This window comes from Kitasatospora sp. NPDC048715, from assembly GCF_043198905.1.
Classification (GTDB): domain Bacteria; phylum Actinomycetota; class Actinomycetes; order Streptomycetales; family Streptomycetaceae; genus Kitasatospora; species Kitasatospora lactacystinica.
The window spans coordinates 557,755-584,481 of the sequence record NZ_JBICVH010000001.1; the positions used below are offsets into that span (position 1 = coordinate 557,755).

Sequence of the window (26,727 nt, forward strand, 5' to 3'; positions counted from 1 at the left end):
TCGGGCGCGAACCGCCCTACCGAGGGGGAGAAGTGACGAACGATCAGAACGCCGGTGGGGCCGGCGGCTTCAGTGAGGTCCGCAACTTCCGCGAGCTGGCCGGGAGCTTCGGCGCGGTGGCCGCCGCGTACGACCGCGGCCGCCCCGGCTACCCGGAGGGGCTGTTCGACGAGCTGGAGCGGCTCTGGGGCCGCGGGCTCAAGGGCGCCCGGGTCCTGGACGTCGGCGCCGGCACCGGCATCGCCACCCGTCTGCTGGCCGCCCGCGGCGCGGACGTCGTCGGGGTCGAGCCCTCCGCCGGGATGGCCGCGCAGTTCCAGGCCGTCTCGCCGGACCTGCCGCTGGTCCGCGGCGTCGGCGACGACCTGCCGTTCCACGACGGTTCCGCCGACCTGGTCACCTACGCCCAGGCCTTCCACTGGACGCACCCCGAGAAGTCCGTCCCCGAGGCGCTGCGGGTGCTGCGGCCGGGCGGCGCCGTCGCGGCCTGGTGGAACGTCTTCGACGAGAGCGTCCCGTGGGTGCGCGCCCGGGACGAGCGGCTGTGGGCGGCGCTGTCGGGCCGCTACCACGGCTACCGCCGGATCGCCGAGCTGACGGTGCCCTTCGCCGCCGCCGGGCTGGAGGTCTCCCGTGCCGAGCTGCGCTGGCGGCGGCAGGTGCCGGTCGAGCAGGTGGTCGACAACCTCACCTCGCGCTCCTACTTCGCCTCGCTGGACCCGGAGCGGCGCGAACCGCTGCTCGCCGCCGAGCGTGCGGCGCTGCTGGCCGAGTTCCCGGACGGGCAGGTGGTCGAGCCGTACGTCCTGGACCTCACCGTGGCCGTCAAGCGGGACTGACCGGGGAGGCCCGCCGCCTGCCCGCATCGCGGACGGAGCGTCCGCCGGCCGGACGGCGGGCGTAGGCTCGGTACCCACAGCGGCCCCCGGACCCTCCCAGCAGCGGGGTGCCCGCGAGAGCCCCGAAGGAGTGGAGCACAGTGCCCGAGCTGAGGTCCCGTACGGTCACCCACGGTCGCAACATGGCAGGCGCCCGGGCGCTTCTCCGGGCGGCCGGCGTAGCCCGCGAGGACTTCGGCAAGCCGATCATCGCGGTCGCCAACTCGTTCACCGAGTTCGTGCCCGGGCACACCCACCTCCAGCCGGTCGGCCGGATCGTCTCCGAGGCGATCAAGCGGGCGGGCGGCATCCCGCGCGAGTTCAACACGATCGCCGTGGACGACGGCATCGCGATGGGCCACGGCGGCATGCTCTACTCGCTGCCCTCGCGGGACCTGATCGCCGACTCGGTCGAGTACATGGTGAACGCGCACTGCGCCGACGCCCTGATCTGCATCTCGAACTGCGACAAGATCACCCCGGGCATGCTGATGGCCGCGCTGCGCCTGAACATCCCGACCGTCTTCGTCTCCGGCGGCCCGATGGAGGCCGGCAAGGCCACCCTGGTCGACGGCACGGTGCGCAAGCTCGACCTGGTCGACGCGATCTCCCAGGCGGTCAACGAGAACGTCTCCGACGAGGACATCGCGATCATCGAGGAGAACGCCTGTCCCACCTGCGGTTCGTGCTCCGGCATGTTCACCGCCAACTCGATGAACTGCCTGACCGAGGCGATCGGCCTCTCGCTGCCGGGCAACGGTTCGGTGCTCGCCACCCACACCGCCCGCCGCGCCCTCTACGAGGACGCCGGCCGGACCGTCGTCGAGATCACCAACCGCCACTACGGCCAGGACGACGCCTCGGTGCTGCCCCGGGCGATCGCCACCCGCGCCGCCTTCGAGAACGCCATGGCCCTGGACATCGCCATGGGCGGCTCGACCAACACCATCCTGCACCTGCTCGCCGCCGCCCAGGAGGCCGAGCTGGACTTCGACCAGCGGGCCATCGACGCGATCTCCCGCAAGGTGCCCTGCCTGTCCAAGGTCGCGCCGAACGGCTCGTACTACATGGAGGACGTGCACCGGGCCGGCGGCATCCCGGCCATCCTCGGCGAGCTGTACCGGGGCGGGCTGCTCAACGAGGACGTCCACACCGTGCACGCCGACTCGCTCGCCGAGTGGCTCAAGACCTGGGACGTGCGCGGCGGTTCGCCCTCCGCGGAGGCCGTCGAGCTGTGGCACGCCGCTCCCGGCTGCGTCCGCTCCGCCGAGGCCTTCTCGCAGTCCGAGCGCTGGGAGTCGCTGGACACGGACTCCGCCAAGGGCTGCATCCGCAGCGTCGAGCACGCCTACTCGGTCGAGGGCGGCCTGGCCGTGCTGTACGGCAATCTCGCCGAGGACGGCTGCATCGTGAAGACCGCCGGCGTGGACGAGTCGATCTGGACCTTCAGCGGTCCGGCCGTCGTGGTCGAGTCCCAGGAGGACGCGGTCGAGGCGATCCTCGCCAAGCGGGTCAAGGAGGGCGACGTCGTCGTCATCCGCTACGAGGGCCCCAAGGGCGGCCCGGGCATGCAGGAGATGCTCTACCCGACCTCCTTCCTCAAGGGCCGGGGTCTGGGCAAGGCCTGCGCGCTGGTCACCGACGGCCGCTTCTCCGGCGGCACCTCGGGCCTGTCCATCGGCCACGCCTCCCCGGAGGCGGCCTCCGGCGGCACCATCGCGCTGGTCGAGGACGGCGACACCATCGCCATCGACATCCCCGGCCGCCGGATCTCCCTGGAGGTCCCGGACGAGGTCCTGGCGGAGCGCCGCCGGACCCTGGAGGCCGCGGGCGGCTACCGGCCGAAGAACCGCGACCGGCAGGTCAGCCAGGCCCTGCGCGCCTACGCCGCGATGGCCACCTCCGCCGACAGGGGCGCCGTCCGCGACGTGTCCAAGCTCGGCTGACCCGGCCGGGCCCGCACGGAACGGCACCGGCCCGCACGGAACGGCACCGGGCCCGAACGGAACGCGGCCGGGCCCGAACGGAACGCGGCCGGGCCCGCACGGAACGAGGAGGAGCCGTCCCACCGGCCGGGACGGCTCCTCCGCCGTGTGCGGCGGTCGGGTGATAATCGACGGCGTGAGCGAGCAGCCCCCCACCCCCGCCCCCACTCCCGTCGGCGCCCCCGAGCCGGAGCCGATCCGCTGGTTCGGCACCAGCTGGCTGAACCGGGACAACGGCTACTGGCCGCGCCGGGTCGCCGTGTCGATCGGCGCCCTGGTCGCGGCGGCCGCCGTGGTGCTGCTGCTGCGCTTCGGCATCGAGGGCATCGCCCTCTCCGACAACGGCACGTTCCTCAACGGGCTGCTGACCGCCGCCATCGCGGTCTGCTCGATGATGGCCGTGCGGCGCACCTGGAAGGTGCTCACCGAGGGCAAGGACCAGCTGACCGGCTGGATGGCCGAGGAGAAGTCGCTCGGCGCGGTCTGGCTGATCGGCGGGGCCGGCTCGCTGCTCGCCTACTTCGCCCGCAGCCTGGTCGAGGCCCCCGGCGAGGCGGTCCGGCGGGCCGCCTACGAGCGGGCCGTCGCCCAGTACGAGAAGCGCCAGGCGGGCCGCAGCCGCCGGCCCGACGCCAAGGCGCCGGGCCGGGCCAAGCGCAAGCGCTGACGCCTCCTGCCACCGGACCCTAGGTCCGGCTGACGCTGCCGCACTGGTCGGCCGGGGTGATGTCCTTGCTCCGGTCGTACGGGTCGGTGGTCGGGCCGCCCGGTGCCGGGTCGTGGCTGGTGAACTGCTGGAACTGCGGGTGCAGGAAGCCGTCGTAGACGTCGCAGGCACTGTTGCCGGCGTCCCACTGGGTCTTGGCGAACACCAGCTTCTTCGCGTCGACCTTGTAGTGCTTCGGGTCGTAGAAGCGGACGTCGTCGACCTTGCGCACGATGGTGCGGGTCGTCCAGGTGTCGCCGTTGTCGGTGGCGGCGGTCCGGGTGACCAGGCCGACCGGCTTGGCGGTGCCGCCCGGCGCGGTGTCCGGGGTGCGGCGGCGGGACGAGGCCAGCTTCTCCGCGTCCGGGCCCGGCTGCAGCGGGTAGACGAAGGTGAAGTCGGTGTGCACCAGCACGCCGCCGTCACCGTCCTCCTCGAAGCTGATCCGGCCCTGGACCTTGACGGTGGTGCCCACCAGGGCGGCCTCGCGCGGGTCGAAGCGGGTGAACCAGCTGGTCGGGTCGGTCTCCTTGGCGGGGTGGTCGAGGGCGGCGACGGCGTTGGCCCGTTCCTGGCGGTCGAGCATCGCCAGGGCGGCGTCCGGACGGGCTCCCGCGATCACCCGGGGGTCGAGGTTGGAGGCCGTCAGGTAGTCCTTGACCGACTGGAGCTGGGCGGCGACCTCGTCGGCCGAGAAGACGCCGACGGCCTTGGCCTCGGGCAGCACGAAGGCCTCCGGGCCGTTCGGCCAGCCCTCGGCGGGGGAGCCCTTCCAGGGGTGGTCCACGGTCGGCTGGTCGTCGGGGGTGGCCGGCGGTGCCGAGGTCGGCCTGGCGGTCTCCGGGGCGACGGTGGGCACCGGGGTGGCGGAGGAGTTCTTCCAGACGTGGTCCGAGAACCATGTGCGCAGCCCGTCGACGTTCAGGACGGAGAGCACCACCGCGACGGTCAGCGCCACGAGCACAGGTGTGCGCCAGCCGCGCCGGCTCGGGCGGCGGGGGTTGCCCCACGGGTCGAGCGCGGCGGGCTTCGGCTTGCGCCCGAACCGGCCCTTGGGCGCGGACGGGCCGTCGTTGACCGAGCGGCGGCCGCCCGGGTCGACCGGCGGGGTGTGCTTCCACCGGGCGGACAGCATGCGGGTGCGCCCGCTCTGCTCCTTGACGGTGGCCCCGCGGACGAATTCCTCGTCCAGGACGAGGTCGGCGAACGGGTCCTTCCCGCCCGCCTCGCGGCCCGTCTCGGGGCGCGGTTCCGGATCTTCGGCTGTCGGCATCGCGCCAGTATGCCGACAGGGTGTGACGGTCCGTTGATCGGGGGCACACTTCGTGGTGAACGCGTGTGCGTGATCCGTGGGATCGGTGTCGTTTGTCCGGAAACGGGCAGGTCGCGGGTGGCCGTCAGCCCTTGCCGCGGGCCTGCTTGACCGACCCGACCACCCCGGCGATCGCCAGCAGGAGGCCGGCCGGCAGCAGCGAGAGGAAGAAGGCGCCGAACAGGCCCTCGTCGCCGAGGAACAGCTGGGCCAGCGTGTTCAGTGCCAGCAGGCCGCCGGCCGCCGGGAGCGCGGACTGCCACGGGTGCTCGTTCGCCCAGCGGCGCAGTCGCCGGTCGGTGGTGTCGCGCCGCAGTTGGCCGCCGACGGTGCCGACCAGGAAGAAGAAGAACAGGCCCCAGCCGGCCGGTGAGGCCAGCATGCTCAGCGACCAGTTCCCGGAGATCGCCTCGATCCCCAGGGCCGTCGCCCCCACCACCGCACCGACCCCCGCGGCGGTCCGCCACGGGCCCACGGTCGCCGAGGCGACGGCGAGTTGCCGGTTCTCACGTCGGGACATTTCGTCGTGTGCCATGACTCCACGGTGCGCTCCCCGGAGCCGGGAGGCCATAGGGGAAACCCCCGAGTTCTCTCCCTAGGGGCAAGGGTCGTTCGGGTCCGTGGCGACCACGGGTCGGACGGTCCCCGCGTGTGCCGGTGGGCGGTGCGAGGATGGCCGCAGTACCGAGGCAAGGAGCGGACGATGGGCAGCAGCGCAGCACACGGACAGAAGATCGCCTTCCTGGGCACCGGCAAGATCGGGGAGGCCCTGCTCTCCGGTCTGCTGCGCGCGGGCAAGGATCCGGCCGATGTCCTGGTGACCGCCCGCCGCCCGGAGCGGGCGGCCGAACTCGCGGCCCGCTACGGCGTGGTGGCCGTCTCCAATGCCGAGGCCGCCAAGCTCGCCGACACCCTGATCCTGGCGGTCAAGCCGCAGGACATGGGCGCCCTGCTGGAGGAGCTGGCCCCGCACGTCGGCGCGGACCGGCTGGTGATCTCGGCCGCGGCCGGCGTCCCCACCGCCTGGTTCGAGGAGCGGCTGGCGGCGGGCACCCCGGTGGTCCGGGTGATGCCCAACACCCCGGTCCTGGTGGACGAGGGGATGAGCGTCATCTCGGCCGGTTCGCACGCGGGGGAGGAGCACCTGGTGCGCGCCGAGGAGATCTTCAGCTCGGTCGGCAAGGCGCTTCGGCTGCCCGAGTCCCAGCAGGACGCGGCCACCGCGCTCTCCGGCTCCGGTCCGGCCTACTTCTACTTCCTGGTCGAGGCGATGACCGACGCCGGCATCCTGCTCGGGCTGCCCCGGCAGGTGGCGCACGACCTGATCGTGCAGTCCGCGATCGGCGCCTCGGTGATGCTGCGCGACTCCGGCGAGCACCCGGTGAAGCTGCGCGAGGCGGTCACCTCCCCGGCCGGCACCACCATCGCGGCGATCCGCGAGCTGGAGAACCACGGGGTGCGGGCCGCGCTGCTCGGCGCCCTGGAGGCGGCGCGGGACCGCTCCCGGGAGTTGGCCTCCGGCGGGAAATGACCGCTGCGCGACCCCTCCCGTAATCGCGGCGCACCCCCTACGCTCTCGCCAACATCGTCCTACCGGTCGGTAGCGAGGTCTGCGAGGTCCGCGTGGAGTCCGCCTGGAGGTCCGCTTGAGTGCCGCACCGTCCGCAGGGCCCGTCCCGTCCGCCGCGGCGCCCGGTCTGCGCGTGGGGCGGGCGGCGCTCGCCGTCAGCTTCCTGCTCCAGGGCGTCACCTTCGCCCTGCTGGTCACCTGCATCCCGGAGATCCAGCACCGGTACGGGCTGAGCGACGGGCTGCTGCCGGTCTTCCTGGCCGCGGTGCCGGTTCTGGCCGGGGTCGGTTCGATCGTCTCCGAGCAGTTGGTGAAGCGCACCGGCGCACGGACCGTGCTGCGGGTGGTCCAGCCCGCCGTCTGCCTCAGCCTGGCGGCCGCCGGACTGGGCGGCACGCTGTGGCAACTCGCCCTGGCCCTCGGCGCGTTCGGGCTGCTGGTGGGCGCGCTGGACGCCAGTATGAACATGCTCGGGGTGGGGCTCCAGCACCGCTACGGCCGCTCGATCATGATCGGCTTCCATGCGGCGTTCAGCCTCGGCGGCATCCTCGGCGCGGCCCTGGCGGGCCTCGGCTCGCACTACGACCTCGGGCTGCCGGTGCTGTTCGGCACGGCCGCCGCGGTGATCGCCCCGCTCGCCCTGCTGACCGGCGGCCTGCTCGCCGGCCCGGCCGAACTCGGCGACGCCGTCCGGGAGGCCGCGGAGGCCGCCGCCCGGTCCGTCCCCTGGCGTCCGCTGCTGCCGCTCTGCCTGGCGATGGCCTTCGCGTACATCGCGGACGCCTCGGTCTCCAACTACAGCGTCAAGTACCTCACCGACGGGCTGGGCAGCCGGGAGGACCTCGCCAAGCTCTCCTACCTGGGCTACATGGTCGCGATGCTGCTCGGCCGGGCACTGGGCGACCGCGCGGTGCAGCGCTTCGGCGCCGTCCCGGTGGTCCGTGCCGGTGCCGCGCTGGCCGCGCTCGGCTTCGGGCTGGCCGCGGTCGCGCCCGGCGCCTGGGCGGGCATCGCCGCCTTCACCGTGCTGGGCTTCGGCATCTGCGCGATCATCCCGCAGGTGTTCGCGGCCGGCGGCCGGCTCTTCCCGGCCGACTCCGATGCCGCGGTGGCCCGGCTCAACCTCTTCAACTACGTGGGGTTCCTGCTGGGTTCGCCGCTGGTCGGGGCGATCGCGGACGCCGCTTCGTACCGCTGGGCGCTGCTCGCCCCGATGCTGCTGGTGCTCGCCGTCCTGCCGCTGGCCGACCGCTTCGCCCCGGAGCCCGCCCCGGAACCCGCCCCGGCCCCCGCCGTCGGGTGACGGCGGGGGCGGTCGACGGGACGTGGGGTCAGCTGATCACGGTCTGGAGCTCGGGCACTCCGTAGGTCCAGCCCTGGTCCTTGGCCGTGCCGTTGCCGACCTGGCCGAACTCGTAGTAGACGTACGGCGCCCAGTTCAGCGTGTACGGCGCGGTGCCCCACGCCGGGGTGTCGGTGATCTTGACGGTGAGCGTGACGCTCTTCGTCGCCCCGGGCGCGATCGGCGCGTTGAAGTGGAAGTTGGCGCTGTTCCCGTTGATCGCGCAGTCGGAGGTGTCACCGGTGCAGCTGAGGACGGTGAACGCTCCGGCCTGCGTGTTGGCCGGCCAGGTCGGCTGGACGGCCTCGTAGGCGAAGTAGATGGGACTGGTCTCACTGTTGGTGAGCGACAGCGTCAGGGTCAGCTGGTCTCCCGCCTTCGCCGTCGACTTGTCGACCGCGAAGGTGGTGCCGCTGACCGCGGCGGAGGCCGGCTGGGCGGCGAAGAAGACGCCAAAACCCAGTATTGCAGCGAGAATTACCCCAAGGCGTTGCACGCTGAATGGCTTCATGGCGGAGAGGATATGGAGTCGCAAAGCGTTTGTCTGCACCGCCTCAACACCCGCCTCCACAGCTGCCCCACAACTTCCGTAGTTTCATTGCGCACCCCGCGCCCGGCGGCTCCCGCGAGTGCCGCCCCGGCGCGCCCTGAGGGCGGTCCGGCCACCGCCACCCGCTACGGTGGAGGCCATGCCCGAAGCCGAGCGTGACACCCCCTGCGGCCTGCACCTCTTCTGGGACGAGGCCGTCACCGCCTACGACTTCGGCCCCGGCCACCCGATGGACCCGACCCGGCTGGCCCTCACCATGCGCCTGGTCGAGGCCCTCGGACTGAGCACCGGCCCCGGGGTGACCGTCCGCTCCGCGCCGCCAGCCGGCGAGTCCACCCTCCGGCTGGTGCACACCCGGGAGTACGTCGAGGCGGTCCGGAACGCCGCCGCCCATCCCGAGCGCTCCGACCCGCTGCACGGACTGGGCACCGACGACAACTGGTCCTTCCCGGCGATCCACTCGGCCTCGGCACTGATCGCCGGCCAGTCCGTCGCCGCCGCCGAGGCCGTCTGGCGCGGCGAGACCCCGCACGCCGTCAACTTCAGCGGCGGGCTGCACCACGCGATGCCCGGCAAGGCCTCCGGCTTCTGCGTCTACAACGACCCGGCGCTGGCCATCGCCCGGCTGCTCGAACTCGGCGCCGAGCGGGTCGCCTACGTCGACGTGGACGTCCACCACGGCGACGGCGTCCAGGCGGCCTTCTGGAACGACCCCCGGGTGCTCACCGTCTCGCTGCACGAGCACCCCGCCACGCTCTTCCCGCAGACCGGCTGGTCGATCGAGACCGGCGGCGAGGACGCCCCCGGCTCCGCCGCCAACCTGCCGCTGCCCGCGGGCACCGGCGACGCCGGCTGGCTGCGCGCCTTCCACGCCCTGGTGCCCGAACTGCTCGACGCGTTCCGGCCACAGGTCCTGGTCACCCAGCACGGCGCCGACACCCACCTGGAGGACCCGCTCGCCCACCTCGCCGTCACCGTGGACGCCCAGCGGCTGATCGCCGAGGCGCTGCACGACCTCGCCCACCAGTACGCCGGCGGTCGCTGGGTGGCCACCGGCGGGGGCGGCTACGCCGTGGTGGACGTCGTCCCGCGCACCTGGACCCACCTGGTCGCCACCGCCGCCGCCCGGCCCGTCGACCCGGCCGCCGAGACCCCCGAGTCCTGGCGCGCCGAGGTCTACCGCCGCACCCGCCGCCCGGCCCCGCTGCGGATGACCGACGGCGCCCGCCCCGCCTGGCGCGACTTCGACTCGGGTTACGATCCGGCCGACCGGCTCGATCAGGCCATCCTCGCCACCCGGCGGGCGGTGTTCCCCCAGCACGGGCTGCTGGCCTGAACCCGCCGCCCTGGTCAGGCCGTGCGTACGCCGGGCGGTGCCATCGGCCGATCGGCTACGTACTGCAACGGTCCTATCTCTCACCGTACGAGGACTGCACTTCCCCTCTTCCCACTGGTACCACCCATAACTACTCTGGGGATACACGTGTGCCGGTGGAGTCACCGGAGGGGAAGCCGGTGCCTTGCACACGGGTAAGGGTCGGGTGATGGTCATGAGTTCCGTCGAGCGCCCCCTTCAGGAAGTCGTCTTCCTGACCGTGGCGGAGGTCGCCGCGGTCATGCGGGTGTCCAAGATGACGGTGTACCGACTGGTGCACAGCGGAGAGCTGCCGGCCATCCGGGTCGGACGGTCCTTCCGGGTGCCCCAGCAGGCGGTGCACGAGTACCTCAAGGAGTCCTACGTGCGGCTCGAGAGCGCGTAGCGGCGGCGCGCGGGTGCGGGGTCCACACCGGTGGGCGCCGCACCCGTTCGCCGGGGATTTCCCCCGAGTTTCCCGGTATCGGGGAGCACGATTACGGCCTTAGCACCGTGGACGGTAGGCTAGGCCCTCACGTCAGTCGTATGGACTCCGTCTCTCACGGGCGAGAGTCTCAGTGAGCGAGGGTTGTTCCGTGGGCTCTGTCATCAAGAAGCGTCGCAAGCGTATGGCCAAGAAGAAGCACCGCAAGCTTCTGAAGAGGACCCGCGTTCAGCGTCGCAACAAGAAGTAAGCGCCCCCGGCCGCGCCTAGCGCGCCCAGCGCTTCCACCGCCCGTCCAGCCCCTCGTGGTCTGGGCGGGCGGTGTCATTTCACGGCCCGGCAGGGCGGCGCGGTACGGTGCACGCAGGCCGCTCGGGCCGGGGAACGGGGGCAACACCGTGGGCGTGGTCGTGCTCGTCACCGGCGTGGCGCGCCATCTCGGTGCCCGCTTCGTCGCCGAGGTCCGCCGCCGGCCGGGCGTGGACCTGGTGGTCGGCGTGGACGTGCAGCCGCCCCGACTGCCGCCCGAGGAGCCGGCCGGGCCGGCCGCCCCGTACCGCTTCCACCAGCTCGACCTGCGCCGCCCGGCGCTCTCCCGGGTGCTCGCCGAGCACCGGGTGGACACCGTGGTGCACCTCAGCGTCAGCGCCACCGGCCTGGGCTCCACCAACCGCTCCGCGGTGAAGGAGTCCAACGTGATCGGCACCATGCAGCTGCTCGGCGCCTGCCAGAAGGCCCCCGGGGTGCGCCGGCTGGTGGTGAAGTCCACCACCGGCGTCTACGGATCCGCGCCCCGCGACCCGGCGGTGTTCAGCGAGCGGATGCAGCCCAAGGACCCGCCCGGCGGCGGCTTCGCCAAGGACGCGGCGGAGGTCGAGGGCTATGTGCGCGGCTTCGCCCGGCGCCGCCCGGACGTCGCGGTGACGGTGCTGCGCTTCGCCAACATCGTCGGCCCGGACGCGGACACCCCGCTCAGCGAGTACTTCGCGCTGCCCGTGCTCCCGACCGTGCTCGGCTACGACCCGCGGCTGCAGTTCGTGCACGAGGACGACGCCGTCGCGGTGCTCTGCCGGGCCGCCGACGAGCCCGCGCCGGGCACCGTCAACACCGGGACCTTCAACGTGGCGGGGGAGGGCGTCCTGCTGCTCTCCCAGTGCGCCCGCCGGCTCGGCCGGCCCACCCTGCCGCTGCTGCTGCCCGCGGTCAGCTGGATGGCCGTGCTGGCCCGGCAGACCCGGCTGGTCGACGTCTCGCCCGAGCAGCTGCGGCTGCTCACCCACGGCCGGGTGGTGGACACCGCGCGGCTGCGCGACACCTTCGGCTACCGCCCGGCGTTCGGCACCCCGGAGGCCTTCGCCGACTTCGCCGCCGCGCAGGGGCCGGGTCTGCTGCCGCCCGAGCGGCTGGCCGCCGTCACCGACCGGCTGACGGCCCTGCTCGGCCCGGAAGGGGCCGCCCCCGCGGGGCCGGCCGCCGGACCGGACGCCGTACCGAACCGCCCCCGCCCACCGAGGAGCTGAACCCGCGATGAGTGCCGCAGCCGAGAACGCGTCGGGCGAGGCCAAGGTCATCCCGATCGAGTCCGCCCCCAGCTGGACCTCGCCCGAGGGGCCGAAACTGGCCGACCGGCTCGCCGGGGCCGTCGGCGGCGTGCTGTCCGGGCCGCTCGGCCCGGCCGCCACCGGGCTGTTCGGCAAGGGCTGGGAGGGCCGTGCCGCCGAGCGGCTGGCCTTCCTGCGCCGCCGGGTGACCGGCGACTACGAGGTGGACGAGTTCGGCTTCGACCGGGAGCTCACCGAGGAGGTGCTGCTCTCGCTGCTGCGCCCGCTGGCCGAGAAGTACTTCCGGATCGACGTCCAGGGCGTGGAGCACATCCCGGCCGAGGGCGGCGCGCTGATCGTCGCCAACCACTCCGGCACGATCCCGCTGGACGCCCTGATGACCCAGGTGGTCATCCACGACCACCACCCCGCCCGGCGGCACCTGCGGATGCTCGCCGCCGACCTGGTCTTCGTGCTGCCCGGCGTCAACGAGCTGGCCCGCAAGGCCGGCCACACGCTGGCCTGCAACGAGGACGCCCAGGCCCTGCTGGAGCGCGGCGAGGTCGTCGGGGTCTGGCCGGAGGGCTTCAAGGGGATCGGCAAGCCGTTCTCCGAGCGCTACAAGCTCCAGCGGTTCGGCCGCGGCGGCTTCGTCGCCTCGGCGCTGCGGGCGCGGGTGCCGATCGTGCCCTGCTCGATCGTCGGGGCCGAGGAGACCTACCCGATGATCGGCAACGTGAAGACCCTGGCCCGGCTGCTGGGCCTGCCGTACGTGCCGGTCACCCCGACCTTCCCGTGGCTGGGCCCGCTCGGGGTGCTGCCGCTGCCGACCAAGTGGACGATCCGCTTCGGCGAGCCGATCGCCACCGACAGCTACCCGGTGGAGGCGGCGGACGACCCGATGCTGGTCTTCGACCTGGCCGACGAGGTGCGCGAGACCATCCAGCACACCCTCTACCAGCTGCTGGTGCAGCGGCGTTCGGTGTTCTTCTGACGGTGCTCTTCCGGCGGTGCTCCGCCGATGGTGCTCTTCCGGCGGGGTTCGGCCGAGGAGGCCCGGGTCCTTCCGAGGAGCCGGGCCTCCACGGAAGAACCCGGGTACGGCGGGGGCCCGGCGGATATCGCACTCCGCCGGGCCCCCACCGCCCTGCCGTCAGCCGCCCAGGATGCGCAGCCCGGGCAACAGGTCCGGGAGCAGCGGGGGCACCTCGACGCCCTGCGGCTGGGCCGCGTTCGGGGCGCCGGGCGTGGCCTGCTGAGGTGCCTGCTGCGGGGCCGCGTCGGCGCTCGGCGAGGGCTTGGTGCCGGTGAGGCCGCTGGTGAGGCCGCCGACCAGGCCGTTGACGGCGTCCGGGGCGCTGCTGGGCAGGGTGTCCGGCAGGACGCCGCCCTTGCCCCCGGTGCCGGAGGCGCCGGAGCCGGGGTTGGCCGGGGCGTGCTCGGGGGCGCCGGGGCGGTTGCCGGCGGAGCCCGGGGCCCGGTCGGCGCCGGCCGTGGTGCCGGATCCGGCCGCGGGGGCCCCGGCCGGGGAGCCGTCGGTGGAGTGGGAGGAGCCGTCGCCCGCTCCGGAGCCGGCCGCGCCACCGCTCTGAGCGGGGGGCAGGACCAGGCGCAGGGGCGCGACGTCCTCGCTCATGTCGTCGAAGAGGCGGTTCACCAGGTCGGCCTGCTGGGTGAGCTGGACGGGCAGTCGGCCCTGCAGCTCGCTCCACCGGCCGTCCTCGTCGTGGGCGAAGCCGGCCAGCGCCCGCATCGGGTCGAGCGAGCCGTTGCTGCGGTAGACCGAGCGCAGCAGCTCGCGGCCCCTGAGGGCGTCGGCGTGCATGTCGTCCAGGGCGCGGCGGACCTGTTCGACGGTGGCCGGGCTGAGGCCGCCGGCCGGGCCGGTGCGGCCGACCAGGGTCTTGGCCTCGCCGAGCCGGGTGGCCGCGTTGTCGAGCAGCAGTTCGCCGCGCTCGGAGTCGGAACCGGCGAAGTCGAGCCGGAGTCCCTCCAGCCCGCGCTTGAGGCCGTACAGCGTGTCCCCGGGGAGGGCGTGGGCGCTGGCCGCGGCGGCGCCGGTCAGGCTGCCGACGGCGAGCCCGGCGACCAGCCCGCCGATCGCGAACCGGCGGCTCCAGCGGCCGCGCGGCGCCGTCCGGATCGCCCGGTGGCGGCGCTGCCGGGGCACCGGGGTGCCCGTCCCGCCGGCGAAGGCCTGCTCGAACGCGGCCATCAGCTGGGCGCGTTGGACCGTGCGGACCTCCCGGTCCAGCACCGGCCCGGGCAGCGCCCCCAGCGCGTCGGTCAGACCGACCAGTTCGGCCATCGCGACCGGACCGGCGCCGGTGGCGGCGGCGTTGTCCGATTCGGCGTTGGCCGCAGCGCGTTGCTCTGCCTGGTGGGCCTCCAGCGCCTCGGCGAAGGCCTTCGCCCGCCGGTGCTCCAGCACGTTTGCCGTCACGGGCCACACCTCCCTTCGTCGTTGTCGACACCCTGGCCTGCCGGACGGTTGCCCTGGCTGGCCAAAGCCACTCCATCGGGTGATAGGCCGCAATTCGACTTGACCGTACGCCTGGTGGGGGCTTGCACGTTGGCCAACGAGTGGTGCGGGCGGTCGGTTACGCACGGCTGATCATCGGACCGACCGTTCACCCTGACGTGTCGGCCGGGCGCGAACGGTGACGGACGGCCGTGCCGTATGGCACCGGGGTCGTCCTCGGCACGGTTCATCGCGCGTCGGGCGGGAGCAGCCGGGCCAGGGTGCGGACGGCGCGGTACTGGAGGGTCTTGATGGCGCCCTCGTTCTTGCCCATGATCCGGGCCGTCTCGGCCACCGAGAGCCCCTGCAGGAAGCGCAGGGTGACGCACTCCTGCTGCTGCGGGTTGAGCCGGCGCACGGCGTCCAGCAGGGCGGCGTTGGAGAGCGACTCCAGCACCGACTCCTCCGGGCTGCGCTCGCACTCGTTGGAGTCCAGCATCTCGCCGGTGGTGACCTCCAGCCGGAAGCGGCTGGACTTGAAGTGGTCGGCGACCAGGTTGCGGGCGATGGTGACCAGCCAGGCGCCGAAGTCCCGGCCCTGCCAGGTGAAGGTGCCGATCCGGCGCAGGGCGCGCAGGAAGGTCTCGCTGGTGAGGTCCTCGGCGGTGGCCCGGCTGCCGACCCGGTAGTAGATGTAGCGGTAGACGGTGTCCGCGTAGTGGTCGTAGAGCCGCCCGAAGGCGTCGCTCTCGCCGGCCTGGGCCCGCTCGACCAGCTCCATGATCGGGTTGTGCTCGGTCTCGTAGCCGGGGTTGGGCGCCGTCCGGGCGCGGCCCCGGCCGGCGCCGGTGCTGCCGGTGCGGCCGCGCGAGCCGGTGCCGGCCGAGCCGGCGGCGGTGGTGCGCAGCGCCGGGCCGGGCGGCTGGGGCTGGACGAACGATCCTCCAGCCGGCGCGAGTTGGGGCAGGACGGCGAACTGGCTGCGGAGCAGGGTGCGCAGCAGGGTCAGGCCGGTGGAGATCTGCCGCTCGGCGGTCGGCCGACCGCGCAGGCCGGTGCGGGGGCGCAGGGGCGCGGACGACGGGCGGGAGGGTGCAGGCGCGTCGTTCCGGACGGGTGGGTACACGGGACTCCCAGAGGCAGAACTGTGGACGGATCACCTCCGCCTGCGCGGAGAGCACTCCCCGAAGCGTCCGTTCGAGCGGGACGCGTGGTGACGTGCATCCAGGAGAGAATAACGCTTTGTGCAATGACAGCTACACCGTGTGGTCGAAGTGGTCGTTTGGGATCCATTTGTTGTGCATATTCGGCTGACACTGACCGGAGCTGTCATCGTTCATCCGGCTCAACGTGATCGAACAGGCGCTCAGGGTGACCAATTCGGCGGCCTGAGGGGCGGTTTCCCAGCCTTGGGGCTCGGCAACCCCTGACTTTCCCGGCCTGGCGAACGATCAGAACCGGTCACCGGGCGACAGGTTCGTGCAGGTGACTCGGACCACCCTGCGGTGCAGGGGAGTTCGCCCGTAAGAGGGGCCAGGTCAGAGGCCCTGTTGACGCCCGCTCACTCGCCGGGGCGAGCCCGTCCGGACGGCGTCCCGACGGCGTCCCGACGATCCGCCGACGACCTCCCGACCGTCTTCGGGCGGCCCTCGGGCGCGCCCCCGGCGGTCTTCGGGAGCCCGCGCGACCCCCGGCGCGGGAGGTTCAGGAGCGGCGCCTGCGCCGGTTCAGCGCCACCCCGGCCGCCGTCGCGCCGGCCAGCACCCCGAGCGCCGCCGCGGCCGGCAGCCCCACCCGGGCCGCCTTGCGCCCGGTCCGGAAGTCCCGCACCCGCCAGCCCTGGGTCCGGGCGTGGCGCCGCAGCGCGCCGTCCGGGTTCACCACGTACGGGTGGCCGACCAGCGAGAGCATCGGGATGTCGTTGGCCGAGTCGCTGTAGGCGGCGCAGCGGTCGAGGTCGAGGCGTTCGCGCCGGGCCAGCGCGCGGACGGCGGCGGCCTTGGCCGGGCCGTGCAGCAGGTCGCCGACCAGCCGGCCGGTGTACAGGCCGTCCCGGGCCTCGGCGACGGTGCCCAGCGCGCCGGTCATGCCGAGCCGCCGGGCGATGATCCTGGCCACCTCCAGCGGGGCGGCGGTGACCAGCCAGACCCGCTGGCCGGCGTCCAGGTGCATCTGGACCAGGGCGCGGGTGCCGGGCCAGATCTTGTCCGCCACGACCTCCTCGAAGATCTCCTCGCAGATCGCCTCCAGGTCGGCGGTGGGCTTGCCGGCCACGATGCCGAGGGCGGACTGCTTGGCGTCGGAGATGTGGTCCGGGTCCTCGGTGCCGTGCAGCCGGAACCAGGCCTGCTGCCAGGCGAAGCGGGCGATGTCGCGGCGGGTGAGGAAGCCGCGGCGGTAGAGGCCGACGCCGAGGTAGAAGATCGCGGCGCCGCGCAGGATGGTGTTGTCGCAGTCGAAGAAGGCGGCGGCGCGGGGGTCGTCCGGGTCCGGGGTGTGGTTCTCGGTCGAGGCCTTGGGGGTCTTGGGGGCCTTGCCGGGCTTCGCCGCGGCCGGCGCGTCCGGCCCGGTGCTGCCGTCCGTTCCGGTGGTGCCGTCCGGCCCGGTGCTGCCGTCCGGCCCGGTGCTGCCGTCCGGCCCGGTGCCGCCGTCCCGCCCCGCGGTGCCGTCCGGCCCGGGCTCGGCCCGCAGCGCGGCCTCGGCCGCCTCGGCCGCGGCTTCGCCGGCCAGGGCGCTCCGCTCGCTGCTGGAACGCCTTGCCTGGGTGAGCCTTCTGAGCACGGCCATGTCATCGAGGATAGCCAGCCGGGCGCGCGGCGACCGTGACGGAGCCGTGCCCGCGAGGTGAACAGCTCCACCGGGTGCCGGGTGCCCCCGGGCGGGCGGGTGCCATGGCGGAGAATGGGGTGGTGAGCCCACTGCTGCGACGTAAGAGCCCCGAGCCCGCGGACCGGACCGTGACCCTGGTCGGCAAGCCGGGCTGCCACCTGTGCGACGAGGCCCGCGAGGTGATCCTCCGGGTGACGGGCGAGCTGGGGGCGTCCTTCGAGGAGCGGGACATCACCCAGGACGAGGAGCTGTACCGCCGCTACTGGGAGCAGATTCCGGTCACCCTGATCGACGGTCGCCAGCACGACTTCTGGCGGGTCGACGAGCGCCGTCTGCGCACTGCCCTCGGCGGCTGAGCGGGGCCTGACCGGGCGTTCGTCCGTGTACCGACCCCCCGCCGATCGGCGGGGGAGGTTCGCCGAATCGTTGCCGAAGACACTCCGTTCCGGCGTGGGGCGGGGCGGGTCGGTCGGCTTACGATCGAACGCGTTTGCGCCCGTGGGGGGCTGAGCACACGAGGAGTGCGCCATGCTTCCCGGTCCTGCCCTCCGGGTGTCCGGAGCTCCGGAGCCCCGGACGGTCCCCCGGGGCTTCGCCGTGGTGGACGTGGAGGCGACCGGCCGCAGCCCGTGGCGGCACCGGGTGGTCGAGGTGGCCGTGGTGCTGCTCGACGAGCGGCTGCGTCCCGAGGGCGAGTTCGCCACCCTGCTGGATCCGCTGGGCCCGGTCGGTCCGACCCATGTGCACCGGATACGCCAGTGCGACGTGGAGGGCGCCCCGCGCTTCCGGGAGATCGCCCCGCGGCTGCTGGAGCTGTTGGCCGGCCGGGTGCTGGTGGGTCACCACGTCAGCTGCGACCACGCCTTCCTGGATCGCGAGTTCGCCCGGATCGGGGTGCCGCTGCCGCCCGTGCCGCTGCTGTGCACGATGCGGCTGGCCCGCGCGCACCTGCCGCAGGCCCGCGGCCAGGGCCTGGCGGCCTGTGCGGAGGCGGCGGACCTCGGCTGGTACCCGGCGCACACCGCGCTGGGCGACGCCCGGGTGACCGCCGAGCTGCTGCGGCACTGCCTGGGCGCCCCGTCCTGCCCGCCGGGCGACTGGGCCGGCCCGCTGCGCGAGGCCGCCGAGGTGCCCTGGCCCCGGCTGGGGCGGGCCCGTTCCCACCCGTCCGGCGCCGGCGTCCCGCTGCTGCGCAGGGAGGCCCCGTACGGCCCCTGGCTGCCCGGTTCGCGAGCCCCGGAGGTCGTGCTGACCCGGGCCGGTGCTATGCGGTCGATGGCGTGATGCGCATCACTGTGTAGGGACAAAACGGACACCATCTTTGTGCACACGTTCACAAACGCATAGCCTGGCTGCCAAAGCCCAGCTTCACCCACAGGAGCACCGTGGCAATCGGCCGATCACCACAGAGCAGTTCGCAGACGCCCGACCAGGGCGCCGCGCGCCGACCGTCGCGTGCCCGGGGCATCCCGGAGGCGACAGTCGCCCGCCTGCCCCTCTATCTGCGGGCCCTCACCGCGCTCTCCGAGCGCTCGGTGCCGACCGTCTCCTCCGAGGAGCTGGCCGCCGCGGCCGGCGTGAACTCGGCCAAGCTGCGCAAGGACTTCTCCTACCTCGGCTCCTACGGCACCCGCGGCGTCGGCTACGACGTCGAGTACCTCGTCTACCAGATCTCCCGCGAGCTCGGCCTGACCCAGGACTGGCCGGTCGTCATCGTCGGCATCGGGAACCTCGGCCACGCGCTCGCCAACTACGGCGGGTTCGCCTCCCGCGGCTTCCGGGTGGCCGCCCTGTTGGACGCCGACCCCAACGTGGTCGGTTCCACCGCGGCCGGACTGCCGGTGCGGCACATGGACGAGCTGGAGTCGATCGTCGAGAGCCAGCACGTCTCCATCGGCGTGATCACCACCCCGCCCGGCGCCGCCCAGCAGGTGTGCGACCGGCTGGTGGAGGCCGGCGTCACCAGCATCCTGAACTTCGCCCCGACCGTGCTGACCGTCCCGGACGGCGTGGACGTGCGCAAGGTGGACCTCTCCATCGAGCTCCAGATCCTCGCCTTCCACGAGCAGCGCAAGGCCGGCGAGGAGCCGGACGACCGTGCCGAGTCGGTGCTGGACCGCGCCCCCGGTCCGGTCCGGGCGGCCGCCGCCAAGCTGCGCCGCGCGGCCGGCGGCAGCGGCAAGCCCCGGGGCACCGTCGAGTCGGCGGCCAAGGACCAGGCCGAGCAGGCCAAGGGAAAGTCCGCCAAGGGCGGCGACGGGGATCTCTCCGCGGTGATGCCCGCATGAACACCGAGAGCTGTGGGGGGCGGGCATGAGCCTTCTCGTCGTAGGGCTGAGCCATCGCACCGCCCCGGTCGGGGTGCTGGAACGCGCCGCGCTGACGGGTGACGTACCGACCCGGCTGCTGCACGACGCCGCCGCCACCGCGACGGTCGGCGAGGCCGCGCTGCTGAACACCTGCAACCGGATCGAGCTGTACGCGGACGTGGACAAGTTCCACGCCGGCGTCGCCGAGCTGTCGCTGCTGCTGGCCCACCACAGCGGGGTGGACCTGGAGGAGCTGACCTCCCACCTGTACGTCCACTACGAGGACCGCGCCGTCCACCACCTCTTCTCGGTGGCCTGCGGCCTGGACTCGATGGTCGTCGGCGAGGGCCAGATCCTCGGCCAGCTGCGCGACGCGCTGGCCAAGGCCCAGGAGGAGCACACCGCCGGGCGCGGCCTGAACGAGCTGTTCCAGCAGGCCCTGCGGGTCGGCAAGCGCGCGCACAGCGAGACCGGCATCGACAAGGCCGGCCAGTCGCTGGTCACCTTCGGCCTGGAGCAGGTCGCGGCGGGCGCGGGCGAGATCGCCGGCAAGCGCGCGCTGGTGGTCGGCGCCGGCTCGATGAGCTCGCTGGCCGCCGCCACCCTGGTCCGCTCCGGCGTGACCGACCTGCTGATCGCCAACCGGACCCCGGCCCGCGCCGAGCGGCTGGTCGAGATCCTCGGCCCGGACGTGGCCTCGGTCCTGGACCTGGCCAAGGTGCCGGAGGCGCTCGCCGAGGTGGACCTGGTGATCTCCTGCACCGGCGCGGCCGGTGTGGTGATCAAGGCCGAGGACGTGGCCGCCGCGGTCGCCTCCCGGCGGGACGCCCAGCGGCTCCGCCACGGGGCGTCCGAGCCGCTCGCCCTGCTCGACCTGGCCATGCCGCGCGACGTCGACCACACCGTGCACGAGCTGCCCGGCGCCCTGCTGGTCGACCTGGAGAGCCTCTCCCACGCGCACGCCGCCAGCCCCGGCGCCGGCGACGTCGACCAGGTCACCCGGATCGTCTCCGACGAGGTGACCGCCTTCGGCGCCGCCCAGCGGGCCGCCCGGATCGCGCCGACCGTGGTCGCGCTGCGCTCGATGGCCTCCGACGTGGTCGCCGCCGAGCTCGGCCGGCTGGACTCCCGGCTGCCCGACCTGGACGAGCGCTCGCGCGCCGAGATCACCCAGACCGTCCGCCGCGTCGTCGACAAGCTGCTGCACGCCCCGACCGTCCGGGTGAAGCAGCTGGCCGCCGAGCCGGGCGGCGCCTCCTACGCGGAGGCGCTGCGCGAACTGTTCGACCTCGACCCGGCGGCCGTGCACGCCGTGTCGGGCACGCCCGTCGGCGGGGCGCCCCAGCCCTCGGCCGGGGGCACCAGATGAACCGTCAGCCATCCCACGAGTACCACCGGGACGATCACCTCATGAATGGTCAACCGATCACGGAGCAGCCCTCGGCCACCGCGGCCCTGCGGCTCGGCACCCGGCGCAGCGCCCTCGCCATGGCGCAGTCGGGCATGGTGGCCCGCGAGGTGACCAGGGTCACCGGGCGCGCCGTCGAGCTGGTCGAGATCACCACCTACGGCGACACCTCCCGGGAGTCGCTGGCGCAGATCGGCGGCACCGGGGTGTTCGTCTCCGCGCTGCGCGACGCGCTGCTGGAGGGCCGGATCGACTTCGCCGTGCACTCGCTCAAGGACCTGCCCACCGCCGCCCCGCAGGGGCTGGCGCTGGCCGCCGTCCCCGAGCGCGAGGACGTCCGGGACGCCCTGGTCGCGACCGAGGGCCTGGCCCTGGAGGAGCTGGTGGAGAAGCTGGCCGGCGCCGGCCGCCCGGCCCGGATCGGCACCGGCTCGCCCCGCCGGATGGCGCAGCTGAACGCCTGGGCCAACGCCCGCGGCGCGCAGCTGGAGACCGTCGCGATCCGCGGCAACGTGGACACCCGGATCGGCTTCGTGACCAGCGGCGAGCTGGACGCGGTGGTGCTGGCGACGGCCGGCCTGAACCGGCTCGGCCGCAGCGCCGAGATATCCCAGCACCTCGACACCGAGGTGATGGTCCCGGCCCCCGGCCAGGGTGCGCTCGCGATCGAGTGCACCACCGCCGACACCGGGCTGACCGCCGCGCTCGCGGCGCTGGACCACGCCCCCACCCGGGTCGCCGTGGCCGCCGAGCGCGCCCTGCTGGCCACCCTGGAGGCCGGCTGCTCGGCGCCGGTGGCCGCGCTGGCCACCTGGGGCCGGGAGAACGAACTGCGGCTGGACGGCGTGGTCGGCGACCCCGACGGAACCGCCCTGCTGAAGATGTCCGCCAACGGTCCGATCGTCCTCGACGAGACCGCCGAGCAGCAGGCGGTGGCCCTCGGCCGCGCGCTGGCTGACCGGCTGCTCGCCGCGGGCGCGGCCGCCCTGATGGGGGAGCGAGCCCGATGAGCCCCACCACCGCCACCGATGCCCTGTTCCCGGTGGGACAGCCCGCCACCGGACGGTGCACCTTCCTGGGCGCGGGCCCCGGGGACCCGGGCCTGCTGACCCTGCGCGCGGTCGAGGTGCTGTCCACCGCCGACGTGCTGGTCGCCGACCCGCTGACCGCCGCCGCCGTGCGCAGCCACTGTCCGGCCGGCGTGCAGGTGCACGCCCCCGCCGCCGAGGGCACCGACTTCGACCTGGCCAAGCTGGTCGCCGAGGCCGTCCGCTCCGGCAAGCACGTGGTCCGCACCGTCGACGGCGACCCCGGCCTGGACGGCTGCGCCGCCGAGGAGATGCTCAGCTGCGCGGGCGACGGGATCCCCTTCGAGGTGATCCCGGGCGTGGCCCAGTCGGTCGGCGTCCCGGCGTACGCGGGCGTCCCGCTGCGCGCCGGGTCCGGCACCGACGTGCGTTTCGTGGACGGCGCCGCGCTGCTGGCCGGCAGCCCGGTGGACCTGGGCGCGCCGGAGACCACCCTGGTGGTCCGCACCACCCTGGGCCAGCTGCCCGCCACCGCCACCGCCCTGGTCGCGTGCGGCCGCAAGCCGGAGTCGGCGCTGAGCGCCACGCTCTCCGGCACCACCACCCGCCAGCGGACCTTCACCTCCACCCTGTCCGGCATCGCGGCCGACCTGAAGGCCGCCCGGGTGCTGCCCTCGCCGGTCTCCGCCCCGGTCGACCCGGCCACCTCGGTGATAGCCGTGGTGGGCGAGCAGGTCGCCCACCGGGCCTCGCACTCGTGGTTCGAGACCAAGCCGCTGTTCGGCTGGAACGTCCTGGTGCCGCGCACCAAGGAGCAGGCCACCGGCCTGTCCGAGCAGCTGCGCTCGTACGGCGCGGTGCCGCAGGAGGTGCCGACCATCGCGGTCGAGCCGCCGCGCACCCCGCAGCAGATGGAGCGGGCCATCAAGGGCCTGGTCACCGGTCGCTACGAGTGGATCGCCTTCACCTCGGTGAACGCGGTGCGCGCCGTCCGGGAGAAGTTCGAGGAGTACGGCCTGGACGCCCGCGCGTTCGCCGGGATCAAGGTCGCGGCGGTCGGCGAGACCACCGCGCAGGCCCTGGTGGACTTCGGCGTGAAGCCGGACCTGGTGCCCTCCGGCGAGCAGTCCGCAGCCGGCCTGCTGGAGGACTGGCCGCCGTACGACCCGGTCTTCGACCCGATCGACCGGGTGCTGCTGCCGCGCGCCGACATCGCCACCGAGACCCTGGTGGCCGGCCTGGTCGAGCTCGGCTGGGAGGTCGACGACGTGACGGCGTACCGGACGGTGCGCGCCTCGCCGCCGCCGGCCGAGACCCGTGAGGCGATCAAGGGCGGCGGTTTCGACGCGGTGCTGTTCACCTCGTCCTCGACCGTCCGGAACCTGGTCGGCATCGCGGGCAAGCCGCACAACGTGACCGTCATCGCCTGCATCGGCCCGGCCACCGCCAAGACCGCCGAGGAGCACGGCCTGCGGGTCGACGTGATGGCCCCGGCGCCGTCGGCGGCCGCGCTGGCCCAGGCGCTGGCAGACTTCGGGGCCAAGCGCCGCGACACCGCGACGGCCGCCGGTGAGCCGGTCTACCGGCCCAGCGAGCGCCGTCCCGGCTCGCGCCGCAAGGCCCGCTGACACCCCTCATGGCCGGGGGCGGCCGACCGTCGCCCCCGGCACTGCACAACCGTTCGGAGAGAGAAGCCGTGTCCGCTGAATTCCCGTACGTACGCCCGCGCCGACTGCGCCGGAGCCCGGCGATGCGCCGCCTGGTGGCCGAGACCCGGCTGCACCCGGCGGAGCTGATCCTGCCGCTGTTCGTCCGCGAGGGCGTCAGCGAGCCCGTCCCGGTGAGTTCGATGCCGGGCGTGGTCCAGCACACCCGGGACACCCTGCGCAAGGCCGCGGTGGAGGCGGCCGAGGCGGGCCTGGGCGGCCTCATGCTGTTCGGCGTCCCGCAGGTGCAGGACGCGACCGGCAGCGAGGGCACCAACCCGGACGGCATCCTCCAGCAGGCGATCCGGGACGTGGTCTCCGAGGTCGGCGACTCCCTGGTGGTCATGTCGGACCTCTGCCTGGACGAGTACACGGACCACGGCCACTGCGGCGTGCTGGCCGCGGACGGCAGCGTCGACAACGACGCCACCCTGGAGCGCTACGCCGAGATGGCCCGGGTGCAGGCCGACGCCGGCGTCCACCTGGTCGGCCCGTCCGGCATGATGGACGGCCAGATCGCCGTGATCCGGCGGGCGCTGGACGAGGCCGGGCACCAGGACGTGGGCATCCTCGCCTACACCGCCAAGTACGCCTCGGCCTTCTACGGCCCGTTCCGCGAGGCCGTCGGCTCCTCGCTCAAGGGCGACCGCAAGACCTACCAGCAGGACCCGGCCAACGCCCGCGAGTCGCTGCGCGAGCTGGCGCAGGACCTCGCCGAGGGCGCGGACATGGTGATGGTCAAGCCGGCCATGGCCTACCTGGACATCCTGCGCCAGGTCGCCGACGCCTCCCCGGTGCCGGTCTCCGCGTACCAGGTGTCCGGCGAGTACGCGATGGTCGAGGCGGCCGCCGCGAACGGCTGGATCGACCGGGAGCGGATGATCATGGAGACGCTCACCTCGATCCGCCGCGCGGGCGCCGAGCAGATCCTCACCTACTGGGCCCTCGAAGCCGCCGCGATGCTCAAGTAGCGGACCCCGTACGGCGGAAGGCCGGGCCGCTCCCGTGGGGGAGCGACCCGGCCTTCCGGGTTTCCGTCAGGCCGTGGACTCAGATGCCCACGTCGCCGGCGTGCGCGAAGCCCGCGCCGCCGCCGATCACGTCGGTGGAGGTGGCGGCACCGCCGCCGAAGCCTCCGGCGACGACGTCACCGGCGTGGGCGACGCCGAAGCCCCCGCCGGCCACGAACGGCTGGTCGGCGGAGGCGACGAACTCGCCGCCGCCGGCCAGGCCGACGTGGGCGAAGGCCGGGGTGGCGGCACCCGCGAGCGCCAGTGCGGCGGCGGCGGTCAGGGCGGCCTTGGCCAGCTTGCTCTTCATGGAACTGCCCTCTCTCTGGGAGCGCCCCGCGGGCGCTCTGACACGTGATCACAACCGGCGGTCCTGATCGGCGATCCACGCGCCGGACCGGCCCGCCGCTCACCCGTCCGGACCGCGCTGCGGCGCGGCCGGCCGGACACTTCGCCCGCACAGCCCGGAGGGCCCGGGGAGGTGATCCTCCCCGGGCCCTCCGACCGTGCTGTGCCCCTTGATCAGCCGATCAGGTGCGAGACACCCGCGTCGCCCGTGGACTGGGTGTTCTGGCCGACGTTGCAGATCTGCTTCGGCTGGTTGTTCAGGACCGGGACCTCGACCGGGACCGCGATGCCGATGACGGCGACGGCGACGTTGTGGATCTCCGGCAGGCAGATGTTCGGGTTGTCCAGAACGTGGCTGTTCGGGCTGCCGTTGCCGGCGGTGCCGGTGTGGTTGGTGCCGCCGTTGCCCTGGACGGAGGTGGCGGCGCCGTCCGAGTCGACGATGGCGGAGGCCGAGCCGGCGGACATCGCGAAGGCGGCGGCGGCCAGGCCGGCGGCGGCGAGGGACTTCTTGATCATCTCTGGTTTTCCTCTCGGGGTGAATCGGGGAGCGATTCGTAGGTGGATCGGAGGGTGGTGCAGGGAGAACGGAGCGGCGACCGATCAGCCGATCAGGTGGGACACGCCGCCGTCGCCCTGGCTCTGGGTTCCCTGGCCGACGGTGCAGTACTGCCTGCCGCCGTTGTTGGCGATCGGGACCTCGACCGGGACGGCCACGCCGAGCACGCCGACCGCGATGTTGTGGATCTCCGGCAGGCAGATGTTCGGGTTGTCCAGGAAGTGGAAGTTCGGGCTGTTGTTCCCGACCGTGCCCGTGAAGTTGGTACCGCCGTTGCCCTCGATGGAGGCGGCGGCGCCGTCCGCGTCACCGATGGCGGAGGCGGGCGCGGCGGCACCGGCCAGCGCGGCGACGGCCAGGCCGGCGGCGGCGAAGGACTTCTGGATCATGGCGAGATCCCTCTCTGAAATGCTCTTTGGATTCCGTGCGTACAACGCTGAGAACGCTCAGACCCGGTCTGCAGTCACTGACGTCCAGATCAAAGAACGACGGCACGGAAGGTTACGGGGATTCTTGAAAAGAGTCCCGGAGGCACGACGGCGGAGGGAATCCGATCGGATTATTACTCCGAACCGGTTAACGGCCGCAATCCGTACTCCCGGTCACTCGTTGAGCAGATCGCTTTCCGGTTGCGGCCCCGCAGCCCTTCCCAGTGATCCCCAGTACGGACAGCAGAACGGTGAAAAGCATGAAGTTCTCCCAGCGGGCCGGCGCGATGCTGCTGGCGGTCGGTGCCGGTGTGCTCGCCTCCCAAGGAGCGGCCGGCGCCGCCACCCCGATCGGCCCCGACCAGGTCGGCGCGCTGGAGGACGCGCTGGCCACCCAGCAGGTCCCGGCGGACATCCCGCTCGCCCCGCTGGGCAGCCGGCTCACGGCCGGCATCCCGACCTCGCTGGTGATGCCGCCGGCGCCCGACCGGACCACCAGCGGCGGCGGCGCGCTGCTCCCGGAGCAGATCCTCCCCCAGCTGACCACCGGCAAGGTCGGCCCGAGCGCCAAGGCCGATCTGCCGCTCCCGCTGGTCGACCAGGGCGCTGACCTCGGCAAGGTGCTGCTGGACGCCCCGGCCGCGCCGCTGCACGCCAGGACCCCGGGGCTCACCCTCGGCAAGCCGCTCTCGCTCGCCCAGGACGGCGCCGGCCAGCTCGCCGACGGCCGGCTGAAGGTGGACGAGATCGACCCGCGCCTGGTCTCCGGCGCGGTGCAGGTGGTTCCCGGGGCCAAGGCCAGCCTCGGGGGCGAGGACAGCCGGCTCTCCCTCACCGACACGGCGGCCGCCCTGGCCGGGACCACCACCGGGACCGCCACCGGTGTGGTGCAGACGACCGGGCTGACGGGCCTGACCCAGCTCTGAGTCGGCTCCGACCCGGGCACCGCGCCCGGGGA

General features: G+C 73.6%; 27 protein-coding genes. 18 read left to right on the forward strand and 9 right to left on the reverse strand.

Features of this window, described 5'->3' with window-relative positions; all coding sequences use genetic code 11:
• Window positions 1–32 precede the first annotated feature (32 nt).
• The 3 genes from ACGFSC_RS02530 to ACGFSC_RS02540 all read left to right on the forward strand — a co-directional run bounded on the left by ACGFSC_RS02530 (window position 33) and on the right by ACGFSC_RS02540 (window position 3,530).
• Complete coding sequence (locus ACGFSC_RS02530; protein WP_359902717.1) at window positions 33–839, forward strand: class I SAM-dependent methyltransferase; 807 nt, start codon at window positions 33–35, stop codon at window positions 837–839.
• A 140-nt stretch (window positions 840–979) separates the two neighbouring features.
• Window positions 980–2,824, forward strand: a complete 1,845-nt coding sequence (gene ilvD, locus ACGFSC_RS02535) for a dihydroxy-acid dehydratase (RefSeq protein WP_359902719.1) — start codon at window positions 980–982, stop codon at window positions 2,822–2,824.
• A gap of 175 nt (window positions 2,825–2,999) precedes the next feature.
• Window positions 3,000–3,530, forward strand: coding sequence for a hypothetical protein (locus tag ACGFSC_RS02540; RefSeq protein WP_359902722.1), 531 nt, complete (start codon window positions 3,000–3,002; stop codon window positions 3,528–3,530).
• A gap of 19 nt (window positions 3,531–3,549) precedes the next feature.
• Here ACGFSC_RS02540 and ACGFSC_RS02545 read toward each other — a convergent pair whose 3' ends face one another.
• Together ACGFSC_RS02545 and ACGFSC_RS02550 are read right to left on the reverse strand one after the other, a co-directional pair.
• Window positions 3,550–4,842 carry a hypothetical protein gene (locus tag ACGFSC_RS02545; RefSeq protein WP_359902725.1) on the reverse strand — a complete coding sequence of 431 codons (1,293 nt, stop codon included), beginning with the start codon at window positions 4,840–4,842 and terminating at the stop codon, window positions 3,550–3,552.
• A 124-nt stretch (window positions 4,843–4,966) separates the two neighbouring features.
• Window positions 4,967–5,416, reverse strand: a complete 450-nt coding sequence (locus tag ACGFSC_RS02550; RefSeq protein WP_359902728.1) for a hypothetical protein — start codon at window positions 5,414–5,416, stop codon at window positions 4,967–4,969.
• 168 nt (window positions 5,417–5,584) lie between these two features.
• Between ACGFSC_RS02550 and proC the strand changes: the two genes are divergently transcribed.
• Window positions 5,585–6,412: a pyrroline-5-carboxylate reductase gene (proC, locus tag ACGFSC_RS02555; protein WP_359902730.1), complete on the forward strand. Its 828-nt coding sequence runs from the start codon at window positions 5,585–5,587 to the stop codon at window positions 6,410–6,412.
• Between the two features lie 115 nt (window positions 6,413–6,527).
• Complete coding sequence (locus ACGFSC_RS02560) at window positions 6,528–7,754, forward strand: MFS transporter (protein ID WP_359902733.1); 1,227 nt, start codon at window positions 6,528–6,530, stop codon at window positions 7,752–7,754.
• A 28-nt stretch (window positions 7,755–7,782) separates the two neighbouring features.
• Here ACGFSC_RS02560 and ACGFSC_RS02565 read toward each other — a convergent pair whose 3' ends face one another.
• A complete protein-coding gene (locus ACGFSC_RS02565) occupies window positions 7,783–8,304 on the reverse strand; it encodes a hypothetical protein (RefSeq protein WP_359902736.1) in 522 nt (173 codons plus the stop codon).
• A gap of 178 nt (window positions 8,305–8,482) precedes the next feature.
• Between ACGFSC_RS02565 and ACGFSC_RS02570 the strand changes: the two genes are divergently transcribed.
• From ACGFSC_RS02570 to ACGFSC_RS02590, 5 genes are all read left to right on the forward strand, one after another.
• Window positions 8,483–9,679, forward strand: coding sequence for an acetoin utilization protein AcuC (locus tag ACGFSC_RS02570; RefSeq protein WP_359902739.1), 1,197 nt, complete (start codon window positions 8,483–8,485; stop codon window positions 9,677–9,679).
• Between the two features lie 214 nt (window positions 9,680–9,893).
• Window positions 9,894–10,103, forward strand: a complete 210-nt coding sequence (locus tag ACGFSC_RS02575) for a helix-turn-helix domain-containing protein (RefSeq protein ID WP_045699258.1) — start codon at window positions 9,894–9,896, stop codon at window positions 10,101–10,103.
• A 190-nt stretch (window positions 10,104–10,293) separates the two neighbouring features.
• The gene (locus ACGFSC_RS02580; protein ID WP_003948845.1) at window positions 10,294–10,392 is read left to right on the forward strand and encodes a 30S ribosomal protein bS22; all 99 of its coding nucleotides are present in this window, start codon (window positions 10,294–10,296) and stop codon (window positions 10,390–10,392) included.
• A 148-nt stretch (window positions 10,393–10,540) separates the two neighbouring features.
• Window positions 10,541–11,662, forward strand: a complete 1,122-nt coding sequence (locus tag ACGFSC_RS02585; protein ID WP_359902740.1) for an NAD-dependent epimerase/dehydratase family protein — start codon at window positions 10,541–10,543, stop codon at window positions 11,660–11,662.
• A gap of 7 nt (window positions 11,663–11,669) precedes the next feature.
• On the forward strand, window positions 11,670–12,677 hold the full coding sequence (locus ACGFSC_RS02590; RefSeq protein ID WP_359902743.1) for a lysophospholipid acyltransferase family protein: 1,008 nt from the start codon (window positions 11,670–11,672) through the stop codon (window positions 12,675–12,677).
• A 159-nt stretch (window positions 12,678–12,836) separates the two neighbouring features.
• On the opposite strand, the gene ACGFSC_RS02595 is transcribed toward ACGFSC_RS02590, so the two are convergent.
• The 3 genes from ACGFSC_RS02595 to ACGFSC_RS02605 form a co-directional block, all read right to left on the reverse strand.
• Window positions 12,837–14,126 (reverse strand): DUF5667 domain-containing protein, encoded by a 1,290-nt coding sequence (locus ACGFSC_RS02595; RefSeq protein WP_359902745.1) that lies wholly within the window; start codon window positions 14,124–14,126, stop codon window positions 12,837–12,839.
• A gap of 265 nt (window positions 14,127–14,391) precedes the next feature.
• The gene (locus ACGFSC_RS02600; RefSeq protein ID WP_392862389.1) at window positions 14,392–15,213 is read right to left on the reverse strand and encodes an ECF subfamily RNA polymerase sigma factor, BldN family; all 822 of its coding nucleotides are present in this window, start codon (window positions 15,211–15,213) and stop codon (window positions 14,392–14,394) included.
• 635 nt (window positions 15,214–15,848) lie between these two features.
• Window positions 15,849–16,931 carry an HAD-IB family hydrolase gene (locus tag ACGFSC_RS02605; RefSeq protein ID WP_359902748.1) on the reverse strand — a complete coding sequence of 361 codons (1,083 nt, stop codon included), beginning with the start codon at window positions 16,929–16,931 and terminating at the stop codon, window positions 15,849–15,851.
• 104 nt (window positions 16,932–17,035) lie between these two features.
• Here ACGFSC_RS02605 and ACGFSC_RS02610 point away from each other — a divergent pair, with 104 nt between their 5' ends.
• The 7 genes from ACGFSC_RS02610 to hemB all read left to right on the forward strand — a co-directional run bounded on the left by ACGFSC_RS02610 (window position 17,036) and on the right by hemB (window position 24,395).
• Window positions 17,036–17,329, forward strand: a complete 294-nt coding sequence (locus ACGFSC_RS02610; protein WP_359902750.1) for a glutaredoxin family protein — start codon at window positions 17,036–17,038, stop codon at window positions 17,327–17,329.
• A gap of 172 nt (window positions 17,330–17,501) precedes the next feature.
• Complete coding sequence (locus tag ACGFSC_RS02615) at window positions 17,502–18,257, forward strand: 3'-5' exonuclease (protein ID WP_359902753.1); 756 nt, start codon at window positions 17,502–17,504, stop codon at window positions 18,255–18,257.
• Window positions 18,258–18,358: 101 nt separating this feature from the next.
• Window positions 18,359–19,261, forward strand: a complete 903-nt coding sequence (locus ACGFSC_RS02620) for a redox-sensing transcriptional repressor Rex (RefSeq protein ID WP_359902755.1) — start codon at window positions 18,359–18,361, stop codon at window positions 19,259–19,261.
• Window positions 19,262–19,286: 25 nt separating this feature from the next.
• Window positions 19,287–20,651, forward strand: coding sequence for a glutamyl-tRNA reductase (locus tag ACGFSC_RS02625; protein WP_359902758.1), 1,365 nt, complete (start codon window positions 19,287–19,289; stop codon window positions 20,649–20,651).
• Between the two features lie 41 nt (window positions 20,652–20,692).
• Window positions 20,693–21,700, forward strand: coding sequence for a hydroxymethylbilane synthase (hemC, locus tag ACGFSC_RS02630; RefSeq protein WP_359902761.1), 1,008 nt, complete (start codon window positions 20,693–20,695; stop codon window positions 21,698–21,700).
• Window positions 21,697–23,346 carry a bifunctional uroporphyrinogen-III C-methyltransferase/uroporphyrinogen-III synthase gene (locus ACGFSC_RS02635; protein ID WP_359902764.1) on the forward strand — a complete coding sequence of 550 codons (1,650 nt, stop codon included), beginning with the start codon at window positions 21,697–21,699 and terminating at the stop codon, window positions 23,344–23,346. Before hemC ends, ACGFSC_RS02635 begins: the two co-directional genes overlap by 4 nt.
• 68 nt (window positions 23,347–23,414) lie before the next feature.
• Window positions 23,415–24,395 carry a porphobilinogen synthase gene (hemB, locus tag ACGFSC_RS02640; RefSeq protein WP_359902767.1) on the forward strand — a complete coding sequence of 327 codons (981 nt, stop codon included), beginning with the start codon at window positions 23,415–23,417 and terminating at the stop codon, window positions 24,393–24,395.
• A gap of 79 nt (window positions 24,396–24,474) precedes the next feature.
• On the opposite strand, the gene ACGFSC_RS02645 is transcribed toward hemB, so the two are convergent.
• The 3 genes from ACGFSC_RS02645 to ACGFSC_RS02655 form a co-directional block, all read right to left on the reverse strand.
• On the reverse strand, window positions 24,475–24,744 hold the full coding sequence (locus tag ACGFSC_RS02645) for a hypothetical protein (RefSeq protein ID WP_359902770.1): 270 nt from the start codon (window positions 24,742–24,744) through the stop codon (window positions 24,475–24,477).
• Window positions 24,745–24,956: 212 nt separating this feature from the next.
• Entirely contained in the window at window positions 24,957–25,301 is a 345-nt protein-coding gene (locus tag ACGFSC_RS02650) for a rodlet layer protein (protein ID WP_359902772.1), read from the reverse strand.
• Window positions 25,302–25,385: 84 nt separating this feature from the next.
• Entirely contained in the window at window positions 25,386–25,730 is a 345-nt protein-coding gene (locus tag ACGFSC_RS02655; RefSeq protein WP_359902775.1) for a rodlet layer protein, read from the reverse strand.
• 299 nt (window positions 25,731–26,029) lie between these two features.
• Here ACGFSC_RS02655 and ACGFSC_RS02660 point away from each other — a divergent pair, with 299 nt between their 5' ends.
• Complete coding sequence (locus tag ACGFSC_RS02660) at window positions 26,030–26,695, forward strand: hypothetical protein (protein ID WP_359902778.1); 666 nt, start codon at window positions 26,030–26,032, stop codon at window positions 26,693–26,695.
• The last annotated feature ends 32 nt before the right edge of the window (window positions 26,696–26,727 follow it).

Excerpts from the sequence above, each read along its gene's own strand:
- ACGFSC_RS02575 (WP_045699258.1), top strand. The coding sequence starts at position 9,894 with ATGAGTTCCGTCGAGCGCCCCCTTCAGGAAGTCGTCTTCCTGACCGTG.
- ACGFSC_RS02645 (WP_359902770.1), bottom strand. The coding sequence starts at position 24,744 with ATGAAGAGCAAGCTGGCCAAGGCCGCCCTGACCGCCGCCGCCGCACTG.
- ACGFSC_RS02570 (WP_359902739.1), top strand. The coding sequence starts at position 8,483 with ATGCCCGAAGCCGAGCGTGACACCCCCTGCGGCCTGCACCTCTTCTGG.
- ACGFSC_RS02635 (WP_359902764.1), top strand. The coding sequence starts at position 21,697 with ATGAGCCCCACCACCGCCACCGATGCCCTGTTCCCGGTGGGACAGCCC.
- ACGFSC_RS02605 (WP_359902748.1), bottom strand. The coding sequence starts at position 16,931 with ATGGCCGTGCTCAGAAGGCTCACCCAGGCAAGGCGTTCCAGCAGCGAG.
- ACGFSC_RS02610 (WP_359902750.1), top strand. The coding sequence starts at position 17,036 with ATGGCGGAGAATGGGGTGGTGAGCCCACTGCTGCGACGTAAGAGCCCC.
- ACGFSC_RS02625 (WP_359902758.1), top strand. The coding sequence starts at position 19,287 with ATGAGCCTTCTCGTCGTAGGGCTGAGCCATCGCACCGCCCCGGTCGGG.
- ACGFSC_RS02550 (WP_359902728.1), bottom strand. The coding sequence starts at position 5,416 with ATGGCACACGACGAAATGTCCCGACGTGAGAACCGGCAACTCGCCGTC.
- ACGFSC_RS02590 (WP_359902743.1), top strand. The coding sequence starts at position 11,670 with ATGAGTGCCGCAGCCGAGAACGCGTCGGGCGAGGCCAAGGTCATCCCG.
- proC (WP_359902730.1), top strand. The coding sequence starts at position 5,585 with ATGGGCAGCAGCGCAGCACACGGACAGAAGATCGCCTTCCTGGGCACC.
- ACGFSC_RS02655 (WP_359902775.1), bottom strand. The coding sequence starts at position 25,730 with ATGATCCAGAAGTCCTTCGCCGCCGCCGGCCTGGCCGTCGCCGCGCTG.
- ACGFSC_RS02650 (WP_359902772.1), bottom strand. The coding sequence starts at position 25,301 with ATGATCAAGAAGTCCCTCGCCGCCGCCGGCCTGGCCGCCGCCGCCTTC.
- ACGFSC_RS02565 (WP_359902736.1), bottom strand. The coding sequence starts at position 8,304 with ATGAAGCCATTCAGCGTGCAACGCCTTGGGGTAATTCTCGCTGCAATA.
- ACGFSC_RS02545 (WP_359902725.1), bottom strand. The coding sequence starts at position 4,842 with ATGCCGACAGCCGAAGATCCGGAACCGCGCCCCGAGACGGGCCGCGAG.
- hemC (WP_359902761.1), top strand. The coding sequence starts at position 20,693 with ATGAATGGTCAACCGATCACGGAGCAGCCCTCGGCCACCGCGGCCCTG.
- ACGFSC_RS02615 (WP_359902753.1), top strand. The coding sequence starts at position 17,502 with ATGCTTCCCGGTCCTGCCCTCCGGGTGTCCGGAGCTCCGGAGCCCCGG.
- ACGFSC_RS02660 (WP_359902778.1), top strand. The coding sequence starts at position 26,030 with ATGAAGTTCTCCCAGCGGGCCGGCGCGATGCTGCTGGCGGTCGGTGCC.